Genomic DNA, 26,152 nt, shown 5'->3' with positions numbered 1-26,152 from the left:
CGCACACCCAGAATTCCCCATTCTTCTTTTCATCATCCAGTCCTGAAGGAATAGCTCGCCATGACCGCCACCTACACCGACACCCGCCTGCTGATCGACAACGAGTGGGTCGACGCCACCGGCGGCAAGACGCTGGACGTCGTGAATCCCGCCACCGGCAAGGCCATCGGCAAGGTGGCGCATGCCAGCATCGCCGACCTGGACCGCGCCCTCGCCGCGGCGCAGCGCGGCTTCGAAACCTGGCGCAACACCCCCGCCAACGAGCGCGCCGCCGTCATGCGCCGCGCCGCGGGCCTGATCCGCGAACGCTCCCTCGAAATCGCCAAGCTGCTCACGCAGGAGCAGGGCAAGCCGCTGGGCGAGGCCAAGGTCGAGACGATGGCCGCCGCCGACATCATCGAGTGGTTCGCCGACGAAGGCCGCCGCGTCTACGGCCGTATCGTGCCCTCGCGCAACCTGGCCGCGCAGCAACTGGTGCTGAAGGAGCCGCTGGGCCCCGTCGCCGCCTTCACGCCCTGGAACTTCCCGATCAACCAGATCGTGCGCAAGCTTGGCGCGGCGCTGGCCACCGGCTGCTCGTTCCTGGTGAAGGCGCCCGAGGAAACCCCGGCGTCGCCCGCCGCGCTGCTGCGCGCCTTCGTCGACGCGGGCATCCCGCCCGGCGTGGTCGGCCTGGTGTTCGGCAACCCCGCCGAGATCTCGAACTACCTGATCGCCCACCCGATCATCCGCAAGGTTACCTTCACCGGCTCGACCCCGGTCGGCAAGCAACTGGCCGCGCTGGCCGGCCAGCACATGAAGCGCGTGACGATGGAGCTCGGCGGCCATGCCCCGGTCATCGTCGCCGAAGACGCCGACGTGGCGCTGGCCGTCAAGGCCGCCGGTGCCGCCAAGTTCCGCAACGCGGGCCAGGTCTGCATCTCGCCGACCCGCTTCCTGGTGCACAACAGCCTGCGCAACGAGTTCGCCAGCCTGCTGGTCAAGCACGCCGAAGGCCTGAAGCTCGGCGACGGCCTTGCCGAAGGCACCAACCTCGGCCCGCTGGCCAATGCGCGCCGCCTCACGGCCATGGCCTACGTGCTGGAAGATGCTCGCAAGAAGGGCGCCACCGTCGCGACGGGCGGCGAGCGCGTCGGCGATGCCGGCAACTTCTTCGCGCCCACCGTGCTGACCGACGTGCCGCTGGATGCCGACGTGTTCAACAACGAACCCTTCGGCCCCATCGCCGCCATCCGCGGCTTCGACACGCTGGAAGAAGCGATCGCCGAAGCGAACCGCCTGCCTTTCGGCCTGGCCGGCTACGCCTTCACCAAGTCGATCAAGAACGCCCACCTGCTGAGCCAGAAGCTCGAACTGGGCATGCTCTGGATCAACCAGCCCGCGACGCCCTCGCCGGAAATGCCTTTCGGCGGCGTGAAGGATTCGGGCTACGGCTCGGAAGGCGGCCCAGAGGCGCTGGAGGCTTACCTCAACACCAAGGCGGTCTCGATCCTGGGCGTCTGACGCCCCTTACTCTTCGGCGGTGGCATTCCAGAAGGCCTGCTGCACGCCGTCGAGTGCCTCCAGTTCCTCGATGACGCGGTCGAGCTCCTCGGGCTCGACCGCCGTCGCGTAGAGCGTCGCACCGATCTCGGTGTCGGCCGGCCCGAAGGGGTGCTGGTCGACGTCGCGCACCGGGTAGTTCGCGGCCTCCAGCAGCACCAGCAGATGGTCGAGCACGTCGGGCCGCGCCGCGCGCGAGCAGATCACGCGCACCACGTACGTCGCTTCGCTGCTCTCCTCGCTGATCGGCTGGCGGTTGATGCGGTTCACAACCGGCCGCAGCAACGTGTTGCTGGCCAGCACGAACAGCGCCGCAATGAGTGCTTCGCCGAGCAGGTCCGCGCCCGCGCAGGCGCCCACTGCCGCCGATCCCCACAGCGTCGCCGCCGTGTTCAGCCCCGTGACGTTGGCGCCTTCCTTCATGATCGCGCCCGCGCCCAGGAAGCCGATGCCCGACACCACATAGGCCACCACGCGCACGGCGCCGCCGCTGCCGTCGAGCCGGTAGGCCATGTCGACGAACACCGCCGCGCCCACGGCCACCAGCGTGTTGGTGCGAAGGCCCGCCGTGCGCTGCCGTATCTGGCGCTCCAGGCCGATCACCGAGCCGAGGATGAACGCAGCGGCCACGCTGATGAAGGTGTCGAGCAGCGAAGCCAGGTTGATGTTGTGAATGGCTTGCATCGATGGATTCCCTCTTGTTGTTGTTGATGTTGGTGCGGCAGTTTGAAGCCGCCCGGTGTCATGAACATGTCATGCAGCCCGGACGACCACGGGAAGTCACTGCCACCCGTACCTGCGCGCATACCACCCCTTCACCGCCTGCGTCAGCAGCGCGTAGCCCAGCAGCATCGCCGCCAGCCACGGGAAGTACGCCAGCGGCAGGGCCTGCAGCTTGAAGTAGTGCGACAGCGGCCCCATCGGCAGCCAGATGCCCACGGCGGCGATGGCGGCGCCCATGATCAGCAGCGGCCATGCGGCGCGGCTTTGCAGGAACGGGATCTTGCGGGTGCGGATCAGGTGCACGATCAGCGTCTGCGACAGCAGGCCCTCGACGAACCAGCCCGACTGGAAGAGCGTCTGGTGATCCACCGAGTTGGCTGCGAAGACGAACCACATCACCGTGAAGGTGAGGATGTCGAACACCGAGCTCAGCGGGCCGAAGAACACCATGAATCGGCCCAGGTCGGCCGGGTTCCAGCGCTGCGGGCTCCTGAGGAACTCGTCGTCCACGTTGTCGAACGGGATCGCGATCTGCGACACGTCGTACAGCAGGTTCTGCACCAGCAGGTGCAGGGGCAGCATCGGTAGGAAGGGCAGGAACGCGCTTGCCACCAGCACTGAGAACACGTTGCCGAAGTTCGAGCTCGCGGTGAGCTTGATGTACTTGAGCATGTTCGCGAACGTGCGGCGGCCCTGGATGACGCCTTGCTCCAGCACCATCAGGCTCTTCTCGAGCAGGATGATGTCGGCCGACTCCTTGGCCACGTCCACCGCGCTGTCCACCGAGATGCCGATGTCCGCGGCGCGCAGCGCGGGCGCGTCGTTGATGCCGTCGCCCATGAAGCCCACCACGTGCCCGTTGGCATGCAGCGCGTGCACGATGCGTTCCTTGTGCGCGGGCGTGAGCTTGGCGAAGACCTGGTGCGCTTCGACGACCAGCTTCAGGTCGGCATCGACCATCTCCTCGATCTCCGCGCCGAGAACGATGCGGCCCACTTCGAGGCCCACGTCGGCGCAGACCTTGCGCGTGACCAGCTCGTTGTCGCCCGTCAGCACCTTCACCGCCACGCCGTGCTCGGCCAGCGCGCGCAGCGCGGGCGCGGTCGATTCCTTCGGTGGATCGAGGAAAGCCACGTAGCCCAGCAGCGTGAGCCCCGATTCGTCAGTCACGCCGTAGGCCGGCTTCTGCTCATCGACCTTCAGCGAGCGGCTGGCCACGGCCACCACGCGCAGGCCCTGGGCATTGAGCTCCGAGGCCACGCTGTGGATGCGCGCGAGCACGTCGGCGTCGAGCGACAGTACTTCCGCGCCGCGTTCGACCGAGGTGCACACCGAGAGGATCTCTTCCAGCGCGCCCTTGCAGATCAGCAGGTGCTCGCTGCCGCCGTTGGCCACCACCACCGACATGCGGCGGCGCGAGAAGTCAAACGGCACTTCGTCGATCTTGCGGTAGGCGGTCTGCAGGCGGGTTTCGAGCTGCATCTCGGCGTGGCTCAGCACGGCCTTGTCGAGCAGGTTCTTCAGTCCCGTCTGGTGGAAGCTGTTGAGGTAGGCCAGCTGCAGCACGTGGTCGGACTGCTCGCCCCATGCGTTGGTGTGGCGCTCGAGCACGATGCGGTCCTGCGTCAGCGTGCCGGTCTTGTCGGTGCACAGCACGTCCATCGCACCAAAGTTGTGGATGGCTTCGAGCCTTTTGACGATCACCTTCTGGCGCGACATCACCACCGCGCCCTTGGCCAGCGTGGCGGTCACGATCATCGGCAGCATCTCGGGCGTGAGGCCGACCGCGATCGACAGCGCGAACAGCGCGGCCTCCCACCAGTCGCCCTTGGCCACGCCGTTGATCACCAGCACCAGCGGCGCCATCACCAGCATGAAGCGGATCAGCACCCAGCTCACGCGGTTGATGCCGGCCTGGAAGGCGCTGGTGCCGCGGTCGGCGGCCGTCACGCGCTGGGCCAGCGCGCCGAAGAAGGTGCGGTCGCCGGTGTGCACGATCACCGCGGTGGCAGTGCCGCTGATCACGTTGGTGCCCATGAAGAGCAGGTTCTCGCGTTCCAGCACGCCTGCCGCATGGTCGCCACGGTCGACCACGAACTTCTCGACCGGCATCGCCTCGCCCGTCAGCGCCGACTGGCTGATGAAGAGGTCCTTGGCCGTGATCAGCCGGCAATCGGCCGGAATCATGTCGCCGGCCGAAAGCGCGATCACCTCGCCCGGCACGAGGTCGCGCATCGGCACCTCGACGCGCACCGTGCCGGCGTGCGTGGTGTCGAAGCCCTCGTCGCCGGCCGCGCCCGCCTTGTGGCCCGGGGCGGGGCGCAGCACGGTGGAGGTGTTGCTCACCATCGCCTTGAGCCGGTCGGCTGCTTTGTTGGAGCGCGACTCCTGCAGGAAGCGCAGCACCGTCGACAGCACCACCATGCTGCCGATGACGAGCGTGGCCTTCATGTCCTCGGTGACGTAGGAGACCAGCGCCAGCACTGTCAGCAGCAGGTTGAACGGGTTGCGGTAGCACTGCCACAGGTGCTGCCACCAGCGCAGCGGCTGCTCGTGGCGCACCTCGTTGCTGCCCAGGCGCTTGCGCAGCACCTGCGCGTGTCCTTCGCCGAGGCCGCGCGGCGAACTGCCGAGCTTGACCAGCATCTCGCCGGCATCGGTGCGCGAGGCCGCGTTCAGGGCCTTCGCGATGTCGGGCGGCATGCTGATGGAGCCGGTTCCGACGGGCTTCGAACCCAGCAGCGTCTGCCAGCGCTCGAAGTGGTGCAGCATGTGGCGGCTGCGCAGGAAGCTTTCGAAAAAGGACTTGAGTACGTTCTTCATGATGTTCTCCTTCGGAGCGGCCGCCACCGGCGCCCGCGGAAGGAGAACCCCGGCATCGATCAGCCGGCCGGGCTCAACCCTCTGCGAGGCGCGACAGCGGGCCGCGTCGTTGTTGGAATAGGTCTTGGCGAAGGGGGCGCGCTATGGCGCCAACAAGAGGCGGGGTCCATGGTGTGCTCCTGGGTTGCTTGCGGGTTGCTTGCGGGTTGCTCGAAGAGAAGAGTGGCGGCGCGCGCTTCAGCGGCGGGGCACGCAGATCGGCTGCAGCAGCAGATAGCTGCGGATGCGGCGCGTGGTCCAGAGCGCGGCGGCCTGGTCGAGCCTGGCATCCACGGCAGGCGCTGCTTCCGCCGCCGCAGCGTGCGCAGGCACGTGCGCCGACGGACGAACACGCGGTTGTTCGTGCGGCTGACGACGAAGATGGAAGTGACGCATGACAAGACTCCTTCGCACAGAAGGGCCTCGCGCACGGACGCACGCAAGCTGACTGAAAAAGTCAGTGACGAGAACGACGGGAATCGGGAGGAGGGGAGCCGCTTGCCGGAATGGCAAACGGGTCACGCTGTGTGCAACGACCGGCACGCAGCGCGGGGGAAGCCTGCGCTAGAGGGCCGGATGTGTCACGCCTGCCGAGGCACGCGTCTTGTCACTGATCCAACTGGCACTGTCCACGCACGGGGCTCCGAAATGAAGATTTCCGGATTGTTGCACCGCATCACAGGGTGCGTCAACCCGCGGGACGGTGTTTTACGATGCGATTCGCGGGCTTATTGCCTCCATGTTGCGATTGGCCTGCAGCATTCGACGCTAACCTTTCAATCTGCATTCAATTCGATGAAGACACCGTCAGTCTTGTTCATCTGCACGGGGAATATCTGCCGCTCCCCGACAGCCCACGTTCTCCTGATGCACAAGGCTCGCGCAGCCGGCTTCGATGTCGAAGTCGACAGCGCCGCCATCTCCAATGAAGAGTGCGGCAACCCGCCGGATCCGCGCTCCGTGGCCGAGGCCAGGCGGCGCGGCATCGAGATGCACGCGCACTGCGCGCGGCAGGTTCGCAAGTCCGACTTCGATCGCTTCGAACTGATCATCGGCATGACCGCGCAGCACTGCGCGGCGCTGCGCAGGCTCGCGCCCGCCAGCACGGCCGGCAAGATCCATCTGTTCACCGAATACGCCGACGGCATCGAGGGCGACGTGCCCGATCCGTGGTACGGCGGGCAGAAGGATTTTGTCGAGGTCTTCGACCTGATCGACCTGGGCGTGGATGGCCTGCTCGCGCGACTGCAAGCCGACGCCGGGGCTACCAGCGCACCCGCACGCCCACCGAGGCGTTGAGCGAGCTCTTCATGCGCGTGTCTCCGCCGGTGGCCCACAGCTTGCCCAGCTCGCCGTAGATCGCCGTGCGCTCGCCGAGTGCGAGGGTGAAGCCGCCGGCCAGTTCGGTGCTGGTGCCGCCTGTTTCGCTGGCGATGCCGGTGCTGCCGGCCGGCCCCGTCAGGCGCGCGATGTCGGTGCCGCTCGATGCGCGGTTCACGTTGATGCGCGCGTAGGGCTGCAGCAAGCCGGCACCGGTGGCGATGGAGCCCTTGATGCGCACGCCGGCGCGCGCGATCAGGCCGTCGTGCGTGTCCTGCGTGATCCACGCGCCGGAGATGCTCGCGCCGTCCATGCTCAGGCGCTGGTGGATGAGCTGCAACTGCGGCTCCACGCGCCAGCCGCCTCCGATGTCGAAGGCCTTGCCCACTTCCAACGAAGCCAGGAAGCTGTCGCCCTTGCCCGAGCTGCCCATGCTCGCAAGCGGCCGCGCGGTGTAGCGGTGCTGGCCGCCTTGCAGCACGATGTCGGTGTACCAGCCGGCATCGTTGTGCCAACTGGCGTACACCCCGAGGTAGCGGCTGCGCAGATCGCTGCGGCCCACGCGCAGGCCCTGGATGCCGCTTGCGAAGCCGCGCACGTCGACGTCGCCCTCGAGCTGGCCGACGTAGATGCCGGTACGCCAGTTCGCATCGGCCCACAGGTCGGTGCCGGCCTGGAAGCCGGTGAGGCGGCCCTTGCTCTCGGGGCTCACGGTGCCGCGCTGGCGCACGTCGATGTCGGTGCTCAGCACGCGGCCCCATGCGCGGCGTCCGGCGTAAGTCGTCGTGTCGCCGGCGTCGTTGGGCTGCCGCATCTCGTCGCCGCCGCGCAGGTGCAGGTTGCCGAGCATCGCGACATTGGCCTGGCGCAACTGCTGGGGCAGGGCGGCATAGAGCGGAACTTCGGCGCGATAGGTCGGCAGGCCCGGCCCGCCCGGTGCACCTGGCACGCCGGGGCCGACCGCGCCCGTGGTCGAGCGCAGGTACCAGTTCTCGCCCGCACCGTTCGCATCGGCGGGATAGAGGCGGTATTCGTAGGCACCGGCATCCACGTGCCCGCCGGCGAGCGTGAAGGCGTCCCTGGTGGTCTGCGCGGTGGTGGTCGCGCCGTTGAGGGCGCTGATCACCTCGATGCCGTTGCCCGTGGTCAGCGCGCCCAGGCCTGCGAGATTGACGATCTGCACGGTGGTGCGGCCGCTGGCCGTGGCGCCGGCGCCGTCGAGCACCAGCCGGTCGGACGGGCCGCTCGCGTTCAGCACCGCGCCCAGCCGCAGTACGCCGTTGTTGCCCACGTAAGGCCCGGTCACGGTGAGGCTGGTGCCGGCCGTCGCGCCCGGCAGCGAAACCGTGCCGCTGTTGTTCAGCGACGCGACGGTCTGGTTGAAGCCCGCGAGGTCGAGCGTCGCGCCCGCGGCCACGCCGTGGGCCGAAGTCGCGCTGAAGGCGTTGGCGGCACCGGCCTGCAGCGTGCCCGCATTCACCTGCGTCGCGCCGCCGTAGCTGTTCGAGCCGGCGAGGGTGAAGGTGCCGGTGCCCTGCTTCACGACGCTGCCGCTGCCGCTCAGGCTGCCGCCGAACGTGGTGCTGGTGTTGTCGCCGCCGGTGGTGAGCGTCGCGCTGCCCAGCTTCAGTTCGCCGCCCGCGCTGCCCCCGCCCGAGAGCGAGCCGATGGTCTGGTCGAAGCCGTTCAGGTCCAGTGTGGCGCCGGCCTTGTCGGCCAGCGCGATCGTCGCCGCCGGGTTCAGCAGATCGGCCGCGCCGAGCCGCAGCGTGCCGGAGTCGACCACCGTGGCACCCGTGTGGTTGTTGGTGCCGGCCAGGGTCAGCGTGCCCTGGCCCGATTTGACGAAGGTGCCGCTGCCGCCCAGTGTGCCGCTCGCGGTGAAGTCGTGGGCCGCGTCGACGACCTCGATGCCGCCGCCCGCCGCGCCGATGTCGATGTCGCGTGCCGTACCGGCGAAGCCCGTGCCGGTGACCTGCAGGCGCCCGCCGTCGAGCGCGAGCCCGCCGCCGGCCGCGCCGAGGTTGGCATCGGCGGAAACCGACAGCACGCCACCCTGCACGGCCGTGCCGCCTGTGTAGGTGTTGGTGCCGCCCAGCACCAGCGTGCCCGCGCCTGTCTTGGCGATGCCCGCGCTGCCGTCGATGGCGCTGTTCACCGTCGCGACGAAGCCCGTAGAGGCCGCGCTGCCGTCGCCCACGCGGATCTCGGCCTTGCCGCCGCCGTTGCCCAGCAGCGTGAGCGCATCGCCGGCCAGCGTATAGCCGCCGCTGGTGAACTGCATGCCCAGCGCCTGCACCGCGCCACCGGTCTTGTCGATGGTCACGGTGCCCGGCGCGCCGCCGAAGATGGCGAAGCCCGGCTGCGGCTGCATGGGCACGGTCACGGTGCCGGCCGCGTCGGTCCAAACCGGGCTGGTGGTCGACCACGTGCCCGTGCCGCCGCCGGATTGCACCGGGCTGGCCAGGCCGTCGGCGTTCCAGAAATTCAGCGTCAGGCCGGTGGTGTTGAGCAGGTTGAAGCGCTTGTCGGCGCTGAGGTTCTGCAGCAGCACCGTGCTGCCGCCCGGCAAGCCGCCGAGCGAAAGGCTGCCGGCGCCCGTCAGCGAGCCCCCGTAGTCGACGAGCCGGTACACGCCGGGGCCGAAGCTGCCGGCGTTGGCGACGTTCAGCGTCACCGCGCCGCCGAGCGACAGGTCGCCGCCCACGCTCACGCTGTCGCTCGCGCCCGGCGTGCTGAAGTTGGGGCCAGGCGCGCCGAAATCGAAATCGAGCGTGCTGCCGGCGGCGAGCGAAAGATTGCCGCCCACGGCCAGCACGCCAAAGCTTCCGGCGGTGCCGGCGCCCGGAGCCAGCTTCGCGCCCGTGTTCAGGGTGACGTCGCCGCCGATGCGGCCGGTTCCGCCCAGCGTGGCGCCGGTCAGCACCGTGACCGCGCCGGTGCCCGTGGCGCTGCCGCTCGCATTGGTGGCCAGCAGCGTGCCCGAAGCGACGGTGGTGGTGCCTGCATAGGCGTTCGCGCCGCCAAGGCTCAGGATGCCGGTGCCGCTGTAGCTGAGGCCGGAGCCGCCACCGATCACGCCGCCCAGTGCGATGTTCTTCGCGCCCGTGACGCTCAGCGCGCCATCGAGCGTGACGTCGTTCGCCAGCGCGACGTCGGCGCTCGATGTCAGCGTGGCGGCGCCGCTCACAGTCAGCGTGCCCGTGCCCAGCGAGGTGCCGGTGCCCACGCCGAGCGTGCCGGCCTGCAGCGTCACACCGCCGCCGAAGTTGTTGGCGCCGCCGAGCACCAGCGTGCCGGCGCCAGTCTTGATGAGGGAGCCTCCGCCGCCGATGGGCCCGTTCAGCGTGAGATCGTTGGCGCCGCCCACCGTCAGGCCCGCGCCTGCGCCGAGCGATACGGCGTTGACCAGCGTCAGGGCGCCGCCCGCGCTTTGCAGGCCGGCATTGCCCGTCACGCCGAGGGTGCCGCTGCCCAGCGAGGTGCTGGTGCCCAGCGAGAGAGTGCCGCCCGCCAGTGAAACGCCGCCCGAGAAGTCGCTCGCGCCGTCCAGCGTGACGCCGCCGGGACCGTTCACCGCGAGCGCGCCGGCGCCGGTGATGGTGCCGCCCAGCGCGAGCGCGTTGGCACCGGTCAGGCTCAGCGTGGTCCCGCTGCCCAGGGTTACGCCGTTGCCGAGCACGATGCCCGGCACGTTCGCCGTGAGGCTCGCGTTGCCTGTCACGGCGAGCCCGCCGGTGCCCAGCGCGAGGTTGTTGCCCACGCCGAGCGTGCCGCTGCCCAGCGTGACGCCGCCGCTGAAGCCGGCGTTCGCGGCGTTCAGGCTCAGCTTGCCGGTGCCGTTGAACGACAGCGCACCCGCGCCCGACACCACCCCGCCCAGCGCGATGTCGTTGCTGCCGCCCACATCCAGGCCCGCGTTGAGCACTACCGCGTTGCCCAGGTTCACACCCGCGCTGGCATCGAGCGTGGCCGCGCCGTTGACCGTGAGCGCGCCGAGTCCCAGCGAGGTGTTGGTGCCAACGCCCAGTCCGCCGCCCAGCAGGTTCACTCCGCCGGCGAAACCGTTGGCGCCGCCCAAGGTGAGCTTGGCTGGCCCCGACTGCGTCAGTCCGCCGAGGCCGCCGATGGTGCCGTTGAGCGAGAGAGCGCTGCTGCTCGCAACGTTCAGCCCCGCATTCAGGTTGAAGTTGTTGGTCAGGCCCACGGGCGTATTCGCTGCCAGCGAACTGGCGCCACTCACCGTCACCGCGCCCGTGCCCAGCGCGAGGTTGTTGCCCACGGTGAGCTGGCCGCCCCCCAGGTTGAAGCCACCGCTGAAGTCGTTGGCACCGTTGAGCGTGAGCCCTGGCGCGCCGGCCAGGCTCATCCCGCCCGCGCCGCTGATCTTGCCGTTGAGCGTCAGCGCACCGCCGCTTCCGCCGCCGCCCAGGTTCAGCGTGTTGTTGAGCACGATGTCGTTGCTCAACGCGAGGCCGTTCTTGCCGGTCAGCGTGGCGGCGCCATCGACCGTCAATGCGCCGGAGCCGAGCGCGGTTGCGGAGCCGAGGTCTATCGAGCCGGCCTGCAGCACGGTGCCGCCGCTGTAGTTGTTGGCGCCGTTCAGCACCAGGTCGCCGCTGGCGAGCGTCAGGCTGCCGCCGCCGTTGATGTTGCCGTTCAAGCTCAGCGTGCCCGCGCCGTTGAGCGTCAGCGCGCCGTTGAGCTGCACCTGATTGGTCAGCGTACCGGTGAAGGCGGTGTTGAGCGTGGCGGGGCCGCCGACCAGGAACAGGCCCGTGCCGAGAGAACTCGCGTTGCCCAGCGTCAGGCCGCCGCCATTGAGGGCCAGCCCGCCGCTGAAGTCGTTGTTCCCCGACAGCGTGAGCGTGCCGCTGCCGTTCTTGATCAGCCCCCCGGCGCCGGTGACGGTGCCGCCGAGCGTCAGGGAGTTTGCGCCCTGAACGATCAGGCCGCCCGTGAGGCTGATGTTCTGCGTCAGCGTCAGGCCTGCCACCGAGGCCTGCATGGAACCACCGTTCGCCGTGAGCGTTCCGGTGCCGAAGGACAGCGCATTGTCGAAGATCGCGGTGCCGCCGTTGAGCGCGGCCGCGCCGCTCACCGCGGGGCCCTCGAGCGTCCAGGTGCCGCTGTTGACGACGAGGTTCTCGAAGTTCAGGTACTGCAGGCTCGAGACCGTGCCCGCGCCGCCGCTGCCGGAACCAGGCCCCGCCACGGTGTTCTGCAGCACCAGCGTGTCGTTGCCCCCTATGCCCGCGTCGACCGTACCTCCGGCGGCGAAGGTGAGGAAGCTCGGCGGCACCGCGGGCGTCGGAATGGTCACGCCGGGCAGCGGCACCAGCCCGCCGTTGATCGACGAGCCCGTGACCGCCACGAAAGTGTCGTTGCTCAGCGTCGTGCCCAGCGAGACGCTGCCGTTGATCGTGCCAGCGTTGACGAAGGCGTTGCCGCCGCTGTCGGGGCTCTGGAAGGCCACGCGGCCGGTGATCGTTCCGGTGTTGGTGAAGTTGACGTTGCCACCGCCGTACACGGCGACGGCGATCGAGTTGATCGGATCGAAGAGCCCGAGCGCGCTCATGCCAATCGTGCCGCTGTTGTTGAAAGTCGTGGTCCCGGTGGTGGCGATGACGGCCGCCGCGCCCAGCAGGCCGAAGGTACCGTCGAAGGTGCCTTCGATCGTGCCCTGGTTGTTCACCGTGACGTTGCCGCTGCCGGGCACGACCAGGTTGCCGATCGTGAGGGCGCGCGAGAGCACGAGGGAGCCCGCTGCGTTGGCGTCGATGGCGCCCAGGTTGTTGAGCGTGATGCCGTTGCCGCCCAGCGTCATCGCCGTGCCGCCGGGCAGGGTGCTCATGATGCCGCCCGACTGCACCGTGACGGCAAGACCGTTGGCGTTGCTCAGGAAGCTGTTCGGGTTGGGGGGCAGCAGGATCGGAACGCCGGTGCAGGTGACCACGTCGTTGTCGACAGGCGAGGCGGGCGTGCAGGCCGCGAGCGCCGTGCCGCCATGCAGTGCCAGTGCGGCCAGGGCCGCGAGGGCCCCGAGCGCAGGAGCTGCGCCCCTGCGCGCGGTGCGCCTTCGTCCCCTGACTGCTGTCCCTCCGGAACCGCTGGCGCTCTTCGCCAGTTCGGAAACCACGCGATACCGGCTCTGCCGGCGGTCGAAGATCACACGGTAGACATGGTTCACGGCTCGCCTCCAAGCCTTTGTAATGCGTGTGATTATTTGTGAGGCATGGGCGAGGTGAATATCTGCCGAAAGGACTCAGGACGCGTGATGCGGCAAGAGAAAGAAGAAATATGGCGTAGGTGAAAACCAGCGTCGGGCAGGTGGCGCCGGCTTCGCGGCTACTCGCAGAGCACCCGTATGGAAGGCGGAATCGCCACGGCCCGGATCCCGCCGCCTTCGCGCTTCGCCCCGAAGATGCGCACTTCCTCGCACTCCAGGATCAGCTCGCTCCCGCGCGTCACGCGGTAGGTCTGCACGAAGCTCTTCTCGCGCCACTCGGTGATGCGCACCGCAATCTGCAGCGTGTCGCCGTAGCTCGCGGACTTCACGAAGCGCGTGTGCGTGTCGACCAGCGGCGTGCCGATCACGCCCAGCGTCTCGGTCGTTTCCTCCCAGCGCGGCACGCCGCATTCGGCGAAGAAGTGGCGCGAGGCCGCGTCGATCCAGCGGAAGAAGTTCGGAAACCAGACGATGCCGGCGGGGTCGCAGTCGCCGAACTCCACGCGCACGGTATAGACGACTTCCTTGGTTGTGTTGGTGCTTGTATTGCTCATCAGCCCATTCTCGTCGGCAGCCACAGGGCGATGATGGGGAACGCGATCAGGATCACCAGCCGCACGATGTCGGTCACGATGAACGGCAGCACGCCCTTGAAGATGGTGGTGAAGCTCACGTCCTTCACCACGCTCTTGATGACGAACACGTTCATGCCCACCGGCGGGTGGATCAGGCCGAGCTCGACGGTCATCACGATGATCACGCCGAACCAGATCGGGTCGAAGCCCAGGTGCACGATCACCGGGTAGATGATCGGCACCGTGAGGATGATCATCGCCATCGCGTCCATCAGGCAGCCCAGCACCAGGTACATGAGCATGATGAGCGCGAGCACGCCGTAGCGGCCGATGCCCAGGCCGGTAAGAAACTCGGTGAGCTTCTGCGGGCTCTGCGTGATGGTGAGGAAGTAGCCGAACAGCAGCGCGCCGATCAGCACCGTGAACACCGCCGCCGCCGTGCGCGTGGCCGACAGCAGCGCTTCGCGGATCTTCGGCCCGTCGAGCTTGCGCCGTACCAGCCCGAGGATGAAGGCGCCGCTCGCGCCCACGCCGCCCGCCTCGGTCGGCGTGAAGAAGCCGCCGTACAGGCCGCCGATGACGAACACGAACAGCACCAGCGGCGCCCACACGTTCTTCAGGTCCTTCAGGCGCTCCGACCAGGGCTTCACCTCGCCGCCAGGCAGCCAGCCCGGCCGCGTCTTCACGATGACCGCGATGGTCAGTACGTACATGGCCATCGCGAGGATGCCCGGCACGATGCCCGCCATGAAGAGCTTGCCGATGTCCTGCTGCGTGAGGATGGCGTACACCGCAAGCACGGTCGATGGAGGCAGGATCGCGCCCAGCGTGCCGCCCGCGGCGATCACGCCGGTGGAGAAAGACTGCGGGTAGTTGAAGCGGCGCATCTCCGGGTAGGCCACCGCCGAGAACGTGGCGGCCGTGGCCACCGACGAGCCGCAGATCGCCGCGAAGCCGCCGCATGCCACCACGGTGGCCACGCCCAGGCCGCCACGCAGGTGGCCGATCATCGAGTTGGCGGCCTTGAAGAGCTCGCGGCTCACACCCGAGACCGACACCAGCGCTCCCATCAGCATGAACATCGGGATCACGCCGAAGGTGTAGTCGGTCACGGTGCGCATGGAGGTCTGGCCCACCAGCTTGAGCGCGGGGCCCGGCCCGACGAGGTAGCTGTAGCCCACCACGCCCACCAGGCCCATCGCCATGCCGACCGGCACGCGCAACAGCATCAATACGAAAAGGGCGACGAAGCCCAACACTGCGACTGCATCGGGGCTCATTCGTCGGCCTTCTGTTCTGCGTGAACTTCTTCGAGTTGTTCGGGATGGAAGATCAGCCTGTAGGTGCGGATGGCGATCAGCAGCACGGCGCACACGTCGCCGGCCCAGGCCACGGCGTAGAACGGCCAGGTCGGGATGTTGAGGTCGTAGGTCTGCACGTTGTCGACATAGGTGCCGCGCACCTTGTCGAACAGCATGATGGTCTGCACCGCCACCACGAAGAGCAGCACCAGCGTGGCGAACACGTCGATGGCGCGCTTCATGCGCGGGCCCGCCGCCGTCCACACCAGGTCCACCGTGATGTGGCCGCCCCGGTAGCTGGTGGCCGCGATGCCCCAGAAGATCAGGATGCCCAGCAGCATTCGGCCGAAGTCGTAGGCGTCCGGGATCGAGGTGTCGAAGAACTTGCGCAGCACCACGGCCACGAAGATGTTGAGCGCGACGATCCCCACGAAGATGGCGGCGAGCCATTCAATGGTGTTGATCGCGCGGTCCATATAGCTGGCGGACCGTGTAGCCATCGCTCAGAGCGCCGATTTGTACTTGGCGAGGCTGGCCTTCAGCGCGTCCATGACGGCCTTCGGATCTTCACCGGCCTTCTTCACGCCCTCCGCCCACTGCGCCTCGGCGGGTGCCGCCGCCTTGCGCCATGCATCCAGCTGATCGGGCGTGAGCTTGTAGATCTCGTGGCCCGACAGTGCCGCCATCTTGGCGTGGCCCGCGAACTCGAAGTCGGCCCACGGTCCGGCCACCTTCTGCGCCCATTCGCTGGTGCAGTGGTCGTCGATCACCTTCTTCTGCGCGGCGGACATGGCGTCGTACTTGCCCTTGTTCATCACCCACACGAAGGGCGTGACGTAAAGCGGCACGTCCATGTGGTACTTCACCACCTTGTCGATGCCGAAGAGGCCGATGGAGCCCCACGGGAACGTGATGGCGTCGGCCACGCCGCGCTCGAGCATGTCGCGCGATTCGGGGGCCGAGGCCTGCACGTTGGTGCCGCCCAGCGAGGTGATGAGCTGCCCCACGGTGCTGGTGGCCGGGCGCACCTTCATGCCCTTGACGTCGCCGGGCACGGTGATCTTCTTGCGCGAGTGGAAGGTGCCGGGGTCGTGCACGAAGGCGAAGCAGTACTTCACGTCCTTCATTTCCTTGGCCGCGTAGTTGCGGTACCAGGCATCGATGGCGGCGGAGCCTTCCTTGCCGTTGGCGAACAGGAAGGGCAGCGACGCGCCTGCCATCACCGGGAAGCGGCCCGGCTGGTAGCCCGGGTTCACGTACGAGAAGTCGGCGATGCCGTCGCGCGCCATGTCGTAGTGGTCGAATGCCTTGCCCAGCTGCTCCGACGGGAAGAGGATCGCGGTGATGGTGCCGCCCGATTCCTTCTTGATGTCGTCGGCCCACGCCTGCAGCGCGGGGTTGAGCGGGTGCTGCGCGGGTACCCAGCTCGACAGCTTGAGCTGCACCGGCTTGTCCTGCGCCTGCACGGCCGGGGCGATCAGCGCGAGGGCTGCGGTGGCCGCCGCGAGGCTCGTGGCCATGCGACGGGACGGACGGGATTGGCGATTGGCTTTCATGGTCTCCTTCGTTGTGTTGTGTGTCTCTACGAGTGAATCCGCAATCTAGGCAGCCGCGTGCGCGGGGTAAATGGAGGCTTTCCCGTGCGCCTGCACGGGTGCGGGCCCAGCCTGTTCGGCGTGCGAACGCGGCGCATGTATTTCGACGTGCCTGCGCCCGAGTTCGCCCACGCGCGAGGCACCGAGCAGGGTCATCGTGCGTTCGGTTTCCTGCGCGAGCAGCTGCAGCACCGAGAGCGCGCCCTGTTCGCCGCCGCAGGCCAGGCCGTAGATCGGCGCGCGGCCCACGAGCGCCGCGCTGGCGCCGAGCGCGAGCGCCTTGACGATGTCGCTGCCGCGCCGCATGCCGCTGTCCACCAGCACCGGAATGCGGCCGCCTACCGCATCGAGCATGGCCGGCAGCGCGGCGATGGTGGCCGGCGCGGCATCGAGCTGGCGGCCTCCGTGGTTGGAGACCACGATGCCGTCCGCCCCATGCCGCAGTGCGCAGCGCGCGTCCTCGGCACCCAGCAGGCCCTTGATCAGCAGCGGCCCGTCCCAGAGCCTGCGCAGCCAGCCCAGGCTGTCCCAGGTCAGCGTGCGGTCCATGGCGCGCGAGAGCAGCGCGGCCTGCGTCTGCGCGGAGACCGGTGCGCCGTCGTCTTCATCGGGCAGCAGGTTCGCGAACTGCGGCATACCGCCGCCGGCCAGCCGCAGCAGCCACGCGGGATGCCGCGCCATGTCGAGCACCGTGCCGGGCGTGAGCCGCATGGGCACACGGAAGCCGTGGCGCAGGTCGCGCTCGCGCAGGCCGCTCACGGGAACATCTACCGTGAGCACCAGCGCCTCGAAGCCTGCATTGCGCGCGCGGCGCACGATGCGCTCGGCGATGGCGCGCTCGCCCATCACGTACAGCTGCATCCACAGCGCGGCATCGGGCGCGGCGTTGCGCACCTCCTCGATGCGTGTGTTGGAGGCGGTGGAAAGAACGAAGGGCACGCCGGCGGCCTGCGCTGCAGCGGCCAGCTGCGCATCGGCGCGCGGGCGCACCAGGCCGGCCAGCCCGATGGGCGCGATGCCGAAGGGCGCGCGCCAGCGGCGGCCGAAGAGTTCGATGCCGATGTCCACCTTGCTGGTGTCGCGCAGGCATTCGGGAATCAGCGGCAGCGCTTCGAGCGCGTCGCGGTTGCGCTGCATGCAGCGCTCGTCTTCCGCGCCGCCGTCGATGTAGTCGAACACCAGCCGCGGCAGCGCGCTTCGGGCGCGGCGCCGGTAGTCTTCCACGTTGAGCAGTTGGGCCATCCTTGCTCAGTCCGCCGCGATCCGGCGCTCGCGGATCAGCGCGCCGAAGCGCTGGAAGTCCGTCGCCGCGCGCTGCTGGAACGCAGCCGGCGAGCCGGGCTGCGGCTCGCCGCCGATCGACGCGATGCGCTCTTGCACGGCCGGCAGCGCGAGCGTGCGGTTGATCTGCGCGTTGAGTTGCGCCACCACTTCGGGCGGCGTTCCGGCCGGAGCGTAGAAGCCGAACACGGTGTCGGCGTCGAAGCCGCGCAGGCCGGCCTCGTCGAGCGTGGGCACGTCGGGGAAGAGCGGCGAGCGCTTCGGGCTGCCCACGGCCAGCAGCCGCAGCTTGCCCGCGCGCACCTGCGTGAGCGCGATGCCGGGGTCGAAGGCGTAGTCGATCTGGCCGGCCAGCAGGTCCTGCAGCGCGGGCGCGGCGCCGCGGTAGGGCACATGCAGCGCGAACAGGTTGGCCTGCGTCTTGAACATCTCGCCCGCGAGGTGCGGCGAGCTGCCGTTGCCCGGCGAGCCGTACGACAGCTTGCCCGGGTTGGCCTTCACGTACGAGATGAACTCCTTCACGTTCGCCGGCGGCAGCGAGGGCCGCGTGACCAGGAACACCAGCACGCGCGCGGCGGCCGCCACCGGCACCAGGTCCTTCGCGGGGTCGAAGCTCATGCGCGAGTACAGGTGCGGGTTCACCGACACCATGCCGCCAGAGCTCATCAGCAGCGTGTAGCCGTCGGCCGGCGCGCGGGCCACGGCTTCTCCGCCGAGGTTGCCGTTGGCGCCGGCGCGGTTCTCGATCACCACCGGCTGCTTCAGCGACTCCTGCAGCGGCTGCGAGATGGCGCGCGCGATCTGGTCGGCGGCGCCGCCTGCGGGGAAGTTGACGATCACCTTGATCGGCTTGGCGGGCCATGGGGTGTTGGCATGCGCCGGGGCGAGCATGGCAGCGGCGGCCAGTGCCAGCAGGCATCGTCGCCAGGGAAGGGCGGGGCGGGTCATTGGTCTTGTCTCCTTTTCTTGTATTTCGCAGCGTCCGGTCAGGCCTTGACCGACGGGGGGCGCTTCATCCAGCGGATCGGCTGCGCCTGCACCGGACGTGGCGCGGCGCCGTGCGCGGCCAGCGTGGCGTCGAGCGCCTTGCCGCCCTCGTCGGCCAGTGCCGCTTCGCGCGCCGCCGCGATGGCCGTGGCACGAGCCGAGGCGGGCAGGGTGCTGCGGCCGGCGAGTTCGTCGATCACATGCAGCAGGTTGTGCTTGCCGCGCTCGTTGGTGCTGCCGTAGCCCTTGATGAGCCGTCCGCACAGCGCCAGCTCGTGGCCCAGCGCCCAGGTCTCGCGCGTGCCTGCTTCCACGGCCTTGAGCCAGCGTTCGATGAGTGCCTGCTCCTGCGCGAAGCGGCTGCCCAGGCGGCGCAGCCAGCGCAGCGAGGCCAGCAGCCGCAGCGAGGCCATGCCCAGCACCGAGTGGCTGCCCACCTTCAGCGGCAGCGCCCAGGGCGCGAGGCCGCGCGACTGGCGGCCCCGGTCCCAGGCCGTGACGCGGCGCGAGAGCGAGGGCGGCAGCAGCGCCGCGAATTCGGCCGCGCCGGGCTTGAAGTGGTCGTAGACCTTCACGATGTCTTCCTCGCCGGCGCGCACCTCGCGCCGCACGCGCTGCGCGCGGCTGGCGCGGCCCTTGAGCGCGGCCACCCGCACGATGTCGTCGAAGGCCATCCACAGCGCGAGCCAGCGCGCGGCCTCGCGGGTGATGGCGAAGCCCCGCGCGCCGGCCGGGTCGGCGGCGCGCTCCGCATCGAGCAGGCGGCCCAGCCGCTCGGCGTAGAGCGATGCGTAGGCGGCGTCCTGGTAGTCGAGCACGCGGGCATGGCCCAGCGCGAGCATGTCGTGCACGGCCGGCGGAAAGCGCCGTGCCAGGTCGGCGGGCAGGGCTGCGGCGGGCGGCGGCGCGTCGTTGGTGTCGCCGGCCATCACGCTGCTGACGAAGGCGGCCTGCGCGCGCGGCGCGTTCACCGCGTCGAAGGCCGAGGCGAAGCCGCGCAGGCTGGCGGCGGCCATCTTGCCCAGCTTCTCGGGCGCGCTGGTGTCACCGCCGCGCACGACGTGCTCGTAGGCCTCGCGCGGGAACGGAAACAGCCCGCTGCCCGCGATGGCGCCGAGCATCACCGCGCTGACCACCGTGCCGCTGTCGCGCGCGATGGCGTTCATGTCGAACACATGGTGCTCGCGGCTGAAGGCCTTCACCACGTCGAGCAGCCGCTGCGCGTCGGCGCGGCCGTCGCCGGGCACCATGCGCTCGGCGGTGGTGAGGATGCGCGCCGACGAACTGATGACCAGCGTGCGCTGCGGCGCGCTCATGCCGTTGCCGATCTGGCGCGCGGTTTCCAGCAGCTCCGAGGAGACGATGGCATCCAGCGCGCCCGGCACGGGGCTCAGGCTGAACACCGGGCGGCGCCCGCCGAGCTGCGCGAGCGGCACGGGGAACACTTCGATGTAGTAGGTGGTGGCGCCGGTGCGCTGCGCCACGCCGGGAATGGACGTGCTCTGCGCCGCGTAGCCGGCATGGCGCGCGGTGTCGACCAGCCATTCGGTAAGCACGCCGCCGCCTTCGCCGCCGAGGGCGCAGACGAGCAATGTGATGGGGCGGTTCTGTTCCATGGTTTCCTCGCCCCTCATGCCGGTTGCAGTGCGCGAACGAAGGCACCGCGCAGGCCGTGAAGAAGCCGCTCATGCCACTTCGGGTTCTGCACCACCTCGGCCCGGTAGAAGCTCGGGCACAGCGTGGCCGCATGGGCGTTCGCGCCGCACAGCCCGCAGCCGACGCAGCCGTCGATGACGGTGGCCACGGGGTCCACCTTCAGCGGATCGGGGTTGTCGCGCAGCGTGAGCGTGGGGCAGCCCGACAGGCGGATGCAGGCGTGGTCGCCGTTGCACACGTCCTCGTCCACGCCGTACTTCACGCGCACCACGCGCTCGCCCTTCTTCAGCAGGCTGGAGATCCACGGCTTGATGCGGCGCTGCCGCTCCAGCTGGCATTCGCCCTCGGCGATCACCACCTTCAGGCCGTCGAAGTCGCTGGTGAGCGCCTCGGTGAGCGTGCGGCGCATGCGCTCCACGTCGTAGGTGGTCACGGTGCGCATCCACTGCACGCCCAGGCCCTTGAGCGTGGCCTCGATGGTCTGGTTCTTGTCGACCAGGCTCTGCTGCTTGTCCTCGGCGCGTTCCTTGATCTCGTCGTCCGGCGTGGAGATGATGTCCTGCGTGCCGGTGGCCGAGGTGTAGCCGTTCTTGAAGATCAGCAGCACCGCGTCGTCGCCGTTGAAGAGCGCGCTCTGCACGCCGGTGAGCAGGCCGTTGTGCCAGAAGCCGCCGTCGCCCATGATCGACAGGGTGCGCCGGTTCATCATCGGCGCCACGCCCGCGCGGCTCGCGAGGCTCATGCCATAGCCGAGGATGGAATGGCCCATCGAGAAAGGCTCGAAAGTGCCGAAGGCGTGGCAGCCGATGTCGGCGGCCACGTGCACCGGTCCGGTCTCCTGCTGCGCCAGCTTGAGCGCGGAGAACACCGGCCGCTCCGGGCAGCCGACGCAGAAGCTCGGCGGCCGGTTGGGCAGCGGAGAACTCAGACTTCGCGCCACGGCCTCGCGGCGTTCGCGGTTGCCAGCCAGCCAGGCCTGCGCCGAGTGCGAGGCCTCGTCCGGCTCGATGTACTTCGCGGCGAACGCGCCGATGCCCGCCGAGAGCACCTCCACGCCGTACTCGCCCGCCGGGGGCAGCATGTCCTTGCCGTGCAGCGGCGTCTGGATGTCGCGCCGGCGCAGCAGCGTGGCGATGTCCTGCTCGATGTACTCGGGCTGGCCTTCTTCCACTACCACCACCGCGCGCTTGCCTACGCAGAAGTCGGCGACCTGCTCGGGCACCAGCGGGTAGGTCACGTTGAGCACCAGGATCGGGATGTCCGTCTCGCCGAAGGCGTCGGCCAGGCCCTGTTGCTGCAGGCTGCGGATCAGCGCGTTGTAGAGCCCGCCCTGCACCACGATGCCGAGGTCGGCATGGCGCCGCCCGGGCATCAGCTCGTTGAGGCCGTGCTCGGCGATGTAGCTGCGCGCGGCCGGGATGCGCGCATCGCCCTTGAGCTTCTCGTGCCTGAAGGTGACGGGCGGATGCGCGAGGCGCATGTAGTCGAAGCCGGCGGGCTCCTCCATCAGCGAGCGCGTGGAGACGGCGGGCGCGACGTTGTCCTTGCACTCGAAGCTGCCGCGCACGTGGCAGGTGCGGATGCGCAGCTCCATCAGGCAGGGCATGTTCGAGCTTTCCGAGAGGCGGAAGCCTTCCTCGACCATGCGCACCATCACGCCGAGATCGGGCCTCGGGTCGAGCAGGCACATGCTCGACTTGAGCGCGTAGGCATGCGTGCGCTCCTGGATCACGCTGGCGCCTTCGCCGTAGTCCTCGCCCACCACGACGAGCACGCCGCCGGTCACGCCCGGCGACGACAGGTTCGACAGCGCATCCGCCGCCACGTTGGTGCCGACGATCGACTTCCACGTCACCGCGCCGCGCAGCGGGTAGTGGATGGAGGCGCCGAGCATGGCGGCGGCCGAGGCTTCGTTGGAGCAGGCCTCGACGTGCACGCCCAGTTCGTCCATGTAGGCCTTGCCCTGGACCATCACGTCGAGCAGGTGCGACACCGGCGCGCCCTGGTAGCCGCCCACATACGCCACGCCCGACTGCAGCAGGCCCTTGGTGATCGCGAGGATGCCCTCGCCGTGAAAGGTGTCGCCCGCGCCGAGGCGCAGCATTTCCACTTCCTTGCTGAATGAAACTTCCAAGAGATTCGGCTCCGATGTTGAGGGGGTTGTTCGGGATTCGGGGTGAGCCGTGCCCGCACCGCGCTTGTCCTGCGGGTGCCGCACGTCGGGTGATGGCGTCTATCTGGTGGGCGAAGAAGTCGGCTTTGCTGCGGCGCCGGGGAAGCGCGCCACGTAGTAGGCAAGGGTGTCCAGGTCTTCAGGCGACATGCGGCCCACCGCCTCGCTCATGGCCTGCGTGTAGCCCGGGCGCTTGCCCGTGCGGAAGCCCTGCAGGGTGAGCTGCAGGTAGTCCTCGTGCTGCTGCGCGATGCGCGGCACCTGCTGCCCGCCGGCCAGGTCGGCGCCATGGCACAGCAGGCAGCGGTTCTCCTGCGCCAGTGCCTGGCCGCGTGCCATGCGCGCCGCGTCGGGCGGCGTGGCCGGCGGCGGCGCGGGCACGGCGGGCAGGGTGGCGATGAAGTCCGAGAAGCCGCGCAGGTCCTCGTCCTTCATGGTCTTGGCCACCGCGCTCATCGCGGGGTTGTCGCGCCGTCCTTCGCGGAACAGGTAGAGCTGCGTGATGGCGTAGAACGAATGCTGCCCGGCGAGCACCGGCGTGCCCGCCATGTCGCTGCGGCCGTTGGCGCCGTGGCACGAGGCGCACAGTTCGGCGTAGCGCTGGGCGTAGACGCTGCCCTTGGTGCCCTGCGCACCGGCCGGCGATGCCGCCGCTGCCACGGTCATTGCCGCCACCGCGCATCGGAAGAGAAGGCTCGCAGGTGTCATCGGCCACCGTAGCTGATGCGGTAGATGGCGCCGGCGTGGTCGTCGCTCACGAGCATCGAGCCGTCCTTCAGCACCAGGAAGTCGACCGGGCGGCCGAGGTAGTTGTTGTTCTCGACGAAGCCGGTCATGAAGGGCTCCACCTTCGCGCCGCCCTTGCCGTCGGGCCAGGCGACGGCGATGTCGGCGTACTTGACGGTGCGGTTCCACGGGCCGTGGCGCGCGATGAACATGGCGCCGCGGTACCTGGCCGGGAACATCTTCCCGTTGTAGAAGGTCAGGCCCAGCGCGGCGGCGTGCGGGCCGAGCAGTGCGGCGGGCTTCTGGTAGTCGCTGCAGCTCTTGCCCCAGCCGAATTCCGAGTCGAGGATGTTGCCCTGGTGGCAGTACGGGTAGCCGAAGTGCTGGTCGGGCCTGGTGACCACGTTCAGCTCGTCGTTGGGCAGGTCTTCGCTGAGCCAGTCGCGGCCGTTGTCGGTGAACCAGAGGTTGCCGGTCTTGGGGTCGAAGTCGAAGCCCACCGTGTTGCGCACGCCGCGCGCCACGGTCTCGATGCCGCTGCCGTCGGGGTTCATGCGGAAGATGCGCGCATGCGCGTCGTCGGGTTCGCACAGGTTGCAGGGCGCGCCCACGGCGTAGTAGAGCTTGCCTTCGTGCATGCGCAGGTAGCGCCAGCTGTGGTCCTGCCCGCCGGGCAGCTTGTCGTTGAGCACCACCGGCGCGCCGGGGTTGTCGAGCTTGTCCTCGATGCCGTCGTAGCGAAGGATCTGCTTGTGCGTGGCGAGGTAGAGCGCGCCCTTGTCGAACTCGATGCCGGTGGCGAACTCGGTCTTGTCGATGATGGTCTTCGGCTTGCGGTCGCCCTTCTCGGCGATGGCGTAGACCTTGTTGCCCACGAAGAGCGTGCTCACGAACACCGTGCCCTTCGCGCCCTGGCGCAGCTCGCGCGCGTCGAGCACGCCCGAGGCCCAGGTCTCGACCTTGAAGCCCGGCGGCAGCTTGAACTTGGCCGTGGGCAGCTGGTCGGGCGCTGTCGGAATGGGGAAGGAGGGCACCGGTGCCATGCGCGTGGCCGCCTCGGTCTTGGGCCGGCCCTTGGCCCAGCCAGGTTCTTCGGCCGGCGGCTGTTGCGCGGCGGCGGTAACGGCGGTGCAGAGCAGGGCGGCGAGCGCCGCGTGCGCGCGGAACGCGCGGAGTGCACGAATCGGGGCCATGTCTCGTCTCCTTCTTGTCGTGGGGCGCCGGCCGGCGCCTTTCGAGGGGCGATCCGGACAGCGCCCGCCAGTGTGCGTGGCGCCGCCGCCATGCTCAATAAAATGATCGAGCTAAGTAATATGAATGGCATGCATATGGAAGCGCTCGATCTCAACCTGCTGCGGCTCTTCGACGCGGTCTACCGCGAGCGCAACGTGAGCCGCGCGGCCGAGTCCCTGGGCCTCACGCAGCCGGCGGCCAGCCACGGGCTGGGGCGGCTGCGGCTGCTGCTGGCGGACGCGCTCTTCACCCGCGCCCCCGGCGGCGTGGCCCCCACGCCGCGCGCCGACCGGCTCGCGGTGGCGGTGCAGGCGGCGCTGAGCACGCTGGAAGAGGCGCTGCACGAGCCTGACCGCTTCGAGCCCCAGGTGTCGCGCAAGACCTTCCGCATCCACATGAGCGACATCGGCGAGGGCCGCTTCCTGCCGGCGCTGATGGCGCGGCTGCGCGAGCTGTCGCCGGGGGTGCGGCTGGAGACCATGCCGCTGGCGCCGGGCGACGTGGCGGCCGGCCTCGACAGCGGCAAGGTCGACTTCGCCTTCGGCTTCCTGCCCGGCGTGAAGGACACCCAGCGCGCCCAGCTGCTGAAGGACCGCTACATCGTGCTGCTGCGCAAGGACCATCCCTTCGTGAAGCGCAGGCGCAGCGGGCAGGCGCTGCTGGAGGCCCTGCAGGAGCTCGACTACGTGGCGGTGCGCACGCACGCCGAGACGCTGCGCATCCTGCAGCTGCTGAACCTGGAAGACCGGCTGCGCCTGACAACGGAGCATTTCATGGTGCTGCCAGCCATCGTGCGCGCGACCGACCTCGCGGTGGTGATGCCGCGCAACATCGCGCGCGGCTTCGCGCAGGAGGGCGGCTACGCCATCGTGGAACCGCCGTTTCCGCTGCGCGACTTCACGGTGTCGCTGCACTGGAGCAAGCGCTTCGAGGCCGATCCGGGCAACCGCTGGCTCAGGCAGGTCATCACGGAGCTCTTCTCCGAGAAACCGTGAGCGGGCCCCGGATCGGGGGCGCGGTTATTCTTGGGCAGGCGCCCTTCCTTGCTGCCCGCGCCTTCAGTTGCCCCCGATTGCCTCCGAATGTCCGTTCCGTCTCCCGCTTTCTTCCCCCACGCCTCCCGTTTCCGTTCCGCGCCTGCCGCCGCACTCTGAGCGAGCAGCCCGTGCAAGCGATTCTTTCCCAGGCCGGCCCCGTGCTGGTCTTCATGGCCTGCGTGGCCCTTGCCACCTACGCGCAGAACCTCACCGGCTTCGCGTTCAGCCTGATCCTGCTCGGGCTGGTGTCGGTGCTGCACGTCGCCAGCGTGAGCGACACGGCCAACGCAGCCACCGTGCTGAGCCTGATCAACGCCTGGACGTATTTCCGCGCCCGGCCCGGCGTGGTGCCCTGGCAGCTGATGAAGCCGGCGCTCAACGGCAGCACCGTGGGCGTGATCGTCGGCCTGATGCTGCTGACATGGCTCAGCGGCGGCGCGGTCGACTGGCTGCGCGGGCTGCTGGGCGTGTCGATCCTGGGCTGCGCGATATTGCTGGTGCTGCAGGCGAAGCCGCTGCCGGTGGTGTCGGGGCGCGCGAGCTTCGCCGTCATCGGCGGGCTGTCGGGCGTGCTGGGCGGGCTCTTCTCCAGTTCGGGGCCGCCCATCGTGTTCCACATGTACCGCCAGCCGCTGGACCGCGAGCTGGTGCGCCGCGCGCTCTTGCTGATGTTCGCCTTCAACTCGCTGGTGCGGCTGGTGATCGTGGTGCCCACGGGGCACTTCTCATGGCATTCGGCGCTGCTGGCCGGCTGCGCGATGCCGGTGGTCTACGGCGTGACGCGGCTGCATCACCGCCTGCCCAACAAGCTGCAGCCGCGCACGCTCAAGTGGCTGGTCGGCGGGCTGCTCGCGGTGGCGGGTTCGACGCTGGTGGCCACTGCCTGGGTGGCCATCGCGCAGCGCTGAACCT

General features: G+C 69.2%; 17 protein-coding genes. 4 read left to right on the top strand and 13 right to left on the bottom strand.

All coding sequences use genetic code 11. The features are described from left to right. The first annotated feature begins 60 nt into the window (after nt 1-60). Complete coding sequence (locus tag ABL838_RS22480) at nt 61-1,503, top strand: NAD-dependent succinate-semialdehyde dehydrogenase (RefSeq protein WP_126024301.1); 1,443 nt, start codon at nt 61-63, stop codon at nt 1,501-1,503. Nucleotides 1,504-1,509: 6 nt separating this feature from the next. Here the strand turns inward: ABL838_RS22480 and ABL838_RS22475 are convergent, their stop codons facing one another. After that, the gene (locus ABL838_RS22475; RefSeq protein WP_126024302.1) at nt 1,510-2,226 is read right to left on the bottom strand and encodes an MgtC/SapB family protein; all 717 of its coding nucleotides are present in this window, start codon (nt 2,224-2,226) and stop codon (nt 1,510-1,512) included. 96 nt (nt 2,227-2,322) lie between these two features. Next, nucleotides 2,323-5,088, bottom strand: coding sequence for a magnesium-translocating P-type ATPase (gene mgtA / locus ABL838_RS22470; protein WP_418121983.1), 2,766 nt, complete (start codon nt 5,086-5,088; stop codon nt 2,323-2,325). Between the two features lie 906 nt (nt 5,089-5,994). Here mgtA and ABL838_RS22465 point away from each other — a divergent pair. Continuing rightward, a complete protein-coding gene (locus ABL838_RS22465) occupies nt 5,995-6,426 on the top strand; it encodes a low molecular weight protein-tyrosine-phosphatase (protein ID WP_418121982.1) in 432 nt (143 codons plus the stop codon). Here ABL838_RS22465 and ABL838_RS22460 read toward each other — a convergent pair. The 11 genes from ABL838_RS22460 to ABL838_RS22410 form a co-directional block, all read right to left on the bottom strand. Then, nucleotides 6,392-12,637, bottom strand: a complete 6,246-nt coding sequence (locus tag ABL838_RS22460) for an autotransporter outer membrane beta-barrel domain-containing protein (protein WP_418121981.1) — start codon at nt 12,635-12,637, stop codon at nt 6,392-6,394. The two genes, ABL838_RS22465 and ABL838_RS22460, sit on opposite strands and share 35 nt — an antisense overlap. A gap of 158 nt (nt 12,638-12,795) precedes the next feature. Beyond that, entirely contained in the window at nt 12,796-13,230 is a 435-nt protein-coding gene (locus ABL838_RS22455; protein WP_418121979.1) for an acyl-CoA thioesterase, read from the bottom strand. Continuing rightward, nucleotides 13,230-14,531: a TRAP transporter large permease gene (locus tag ABL838_RS22450; RefSeq protein ID WP_019655093.1), complete on the bottom strand. Its 1,302-nt coding sequence runs from the start codon at nt 14,529-14,531 to the stop codon at nt 13,230-13,232. Before ABL838_RS22450 ends, ABL838_RS22455 begins: the two co-directional genes overlap by 1 nt. Further along, nucleotides 14,528-15,052, bottom strand: coding sequence for a TRAP transporter small permease (locus tag ABL838_RS22445; protein ID WP_240650770.1), 525 nt, complete (start codon nt 15,050-15,052; stop codon nt 14,528-14,530). The genes ABL838_RS22450 and ABL838_RS22445 overlap by 4 nt, the downstream gene beginning before the upstream one ends. Nucleotides 15,053-15,055: 3 nt before the next feature. After that, a complete protein-coding gene (locus ABL838_RS22440) occupies nt 15,056-16,108 on the bottom strand; it encodes a TRAP transporter substrate-binding protein (RefSeq protein ID WP_418121978.1) in 1,053 nt (350 codons plus the stop codon). A gap of 45 nt (nt 16,109-16,153) precedes the next feature. Beyond that, on the bottom strand, nt 16,154-17,389 hold the full coding sequence (locus tag ABL838_RS22435; RefSeq protein ID WP_418121977.1) for an alpha-hydroxy acid oxidase: 1,236 nt from the start codon (nt 17,387-17,389) through the stop codon (nt 16,154-16,156). 6 nt (nt 17,390-17,395) lie between these two features. Continuing rightward, entirely contained in the window at nt 17,396-18,376 is a 981-nt protein-coding gene (locus tag ABL838_RS22430; RefSeq protein ID WP_184641518.1) for a Bug family tripartite tricarboxylate transporter substrate binding protein, read from the bottom strand. A gap of 38 nt (nt 18,377-18,414) precedes the next feature. Next, the gene (locus ABL838_RS22425; RefSeq protein WP_418121976.1) at nt 18,415-20,031 is read right to left on the bottom strand and encodes an indolepyruvate oxidoreductase subunit beta family protein; all 1,617 of its coding nucleotides are present in this window, start codon (nt 20,029-20,031) and stop codon (nt 18,415-18,417) included. A gap of 14 nt (nt 20,032-20,045) precedes the next feature. Next, nucleotides 20,046-22,205: a thiamine pyrophosphate-dependent enzyme gene (locus ABL838_RS22420; RefSeq protein WP_418121975.1), complete on the bottom strand. Its 2,160-nt coding sequence runs from the start codon at nt 22,203-22,205 to the stop codon at nt 20,046-20,048. Nucleotides 22,206-22,304: 99 nt separating this feature from the next. Beyond that, nucleotides 22,305-22,910, bottom strand: coding sequence for a c-type cytochrome (locus ABL838_RS22415; RefSeq protein WP_418121974.1), 606 nt, complete (start codon nt 22,908-22,910; stop codon nt 22,305-22,307). A 38-nt stretch (nt 22,911-22,948) separates the two neighbouring features. Then, a complete protein-coding gene (locus ABL838_RS22410; RefSeq protein WP_206169551.1) occupies nt 22,949-24,163 on the bottom strand; it encodes a PQQ-dependent sugar dehydrogenase in 1,215 nt (404 codons plus the stop codon). 129 nt (nt 24,164-24,292) lie between these two features. Between ABL838_RS22410 and ABL838_RS22405 the strand changes: the two genes are divergently transcribed. After that, on the top strand, nt 24,293-25,198 hold the full coding sequence (locus tag ABL838_RS22405; RefSeq protein WP_418125894.1) for a LysR family transcriptional regulator: 906 nt from the start codon (nt 24,293-24,295) through the stop codon (nt 25,196-25,198). A 170-nt stretch (nt 25,199-25,368) separates the two neighbouring features. Next, nucleotides 25,369-26,148, top strand: coding sequence for a TSUP family transporter (locus ABL838_RS22400; RefSeq protein ID WP_418121973.1), 780 nt, complete (start codon nt 25,369-25,371; stop codon nt 26,146-26,148). The last annotated feature ends 4 nt before the right edge of the window (nt 26,149-26,152 follow it).

It is taken from the genome of Variovorax sp. 160MFSha2.1 (assembly GCF_048305075.1).
GTDB lineage: Bacteria > Pseudomonadota > Gammaproteobacteria > Burkholderiales > Burkholderiaceae_C > Variovorax > Variovorax guangxiensis.
This window is presented reverse-complemented; position numbering and strand designations above follow the sequence as displayed.

Excerpts from the sequence above, each read along its gene's own strand:
- ABL838_RS22480 (WP_126024301.1), top strand. The coding sequence starts at position 61 with ATGACCGCCACCTACACCGACACCCGCCTGCTGATCGACAACGAGTGG.
- ABL838_RS22475 (WP_126024302.1), bottom strand. The coding sequence starts at position 2,226 with ATGCAAGCCATTCACAACATCAACCTGGCTTCGCTGCTCGACACCTTC.
- mgtA (WP_418121983.1), bottom strand. The coding sequence starts at position 5,088 with ATGAAGAACGTACTCAAGTCCTTTTTCGAAAGCTTCCTGCGCAGCCGC.
- ABL838_RS22465 (WP_418121982.1), top strand. The coding sequence starts at position 5,995 with ATGCACAAGGCTCGCGCAGCCGGCTTCGATGTCGAAGTCGACAGCGCC.
- ABL838_RS22455 (WP_418121979.1), bottom strand. The coding sequence starts at position 13,230 with ATGAGCAATACAAGCACCAACACAACCAAGGAAGTCGTCTATACCGTG.
- ABL838_RS22450 (WP_019655093.1), bottom strand. The coding sequence starts at position 14,531 with ATGAGCCCCGATGCAGTCGCAGTGTTGGGCTTCGTCGCCCTTTTCGTA.
- ABL838_RS22445 (WP_240650770.1), bottom strand. The coding sequence starts at position 15,052 with ATGGCTACACGGTCCGCCAGCTATATGGACCGCGCGATCAACACCATT.
- ABL838_RS22440 (WP_418121978.1), bottom strand. The coding sequence starts at position 16,108 with ATGAAAGCCAATCGCCAATCCCGTCCGTCCCGTCGCATGGCCACGAGC.
- ABL838_RS22435 (WP_418121977.1), bottom strand. The coding sequence starts at position 17,389 with ATGGCCCAACTGCTCAACGTGGAAGACTACCGGCGCCGCGCCCGAAGC.
- ABL838_RS22430 (WP_184641518.1), bottom strand. The coding sequence starts at position 18,376 with ATGACCCGCCCCGCCCTTCCCTGGCGACGATGCCTGCTGGCACTGGCC.
- ABL838_RS22425 (WP_418121976.1), bottom strand. The coding sequence starts at position 20,031 with ATGGAACAGAACCGCCCCATCACATTGCTCGTCTGCGCCCTCGGCGGC.
- ABL838_RS22415 (WP_418121974.1), bottom strand. The coding sequence starts at position 22,910 with ATGACCGTGGCAGCGGCGGCATCGCCGGCCGGTGCGCAGGGCACCAAG.
- ABL838_RS22410 (WP_206169551.1), bottom strand. The coding sequence starts at position 24,163 with ATGGCCCCGATTCGTGCACTCCGCGCGTTCCGCGCGCACGCGGCGCTC.
- ABL838_RS22405 (WP_418125894.1), top strand. The coding sequence starts at position 24,293 with ATGCATATGGAAGCGCTCGATCTCAACCTGCTGCGGCTCTTCGACGCG.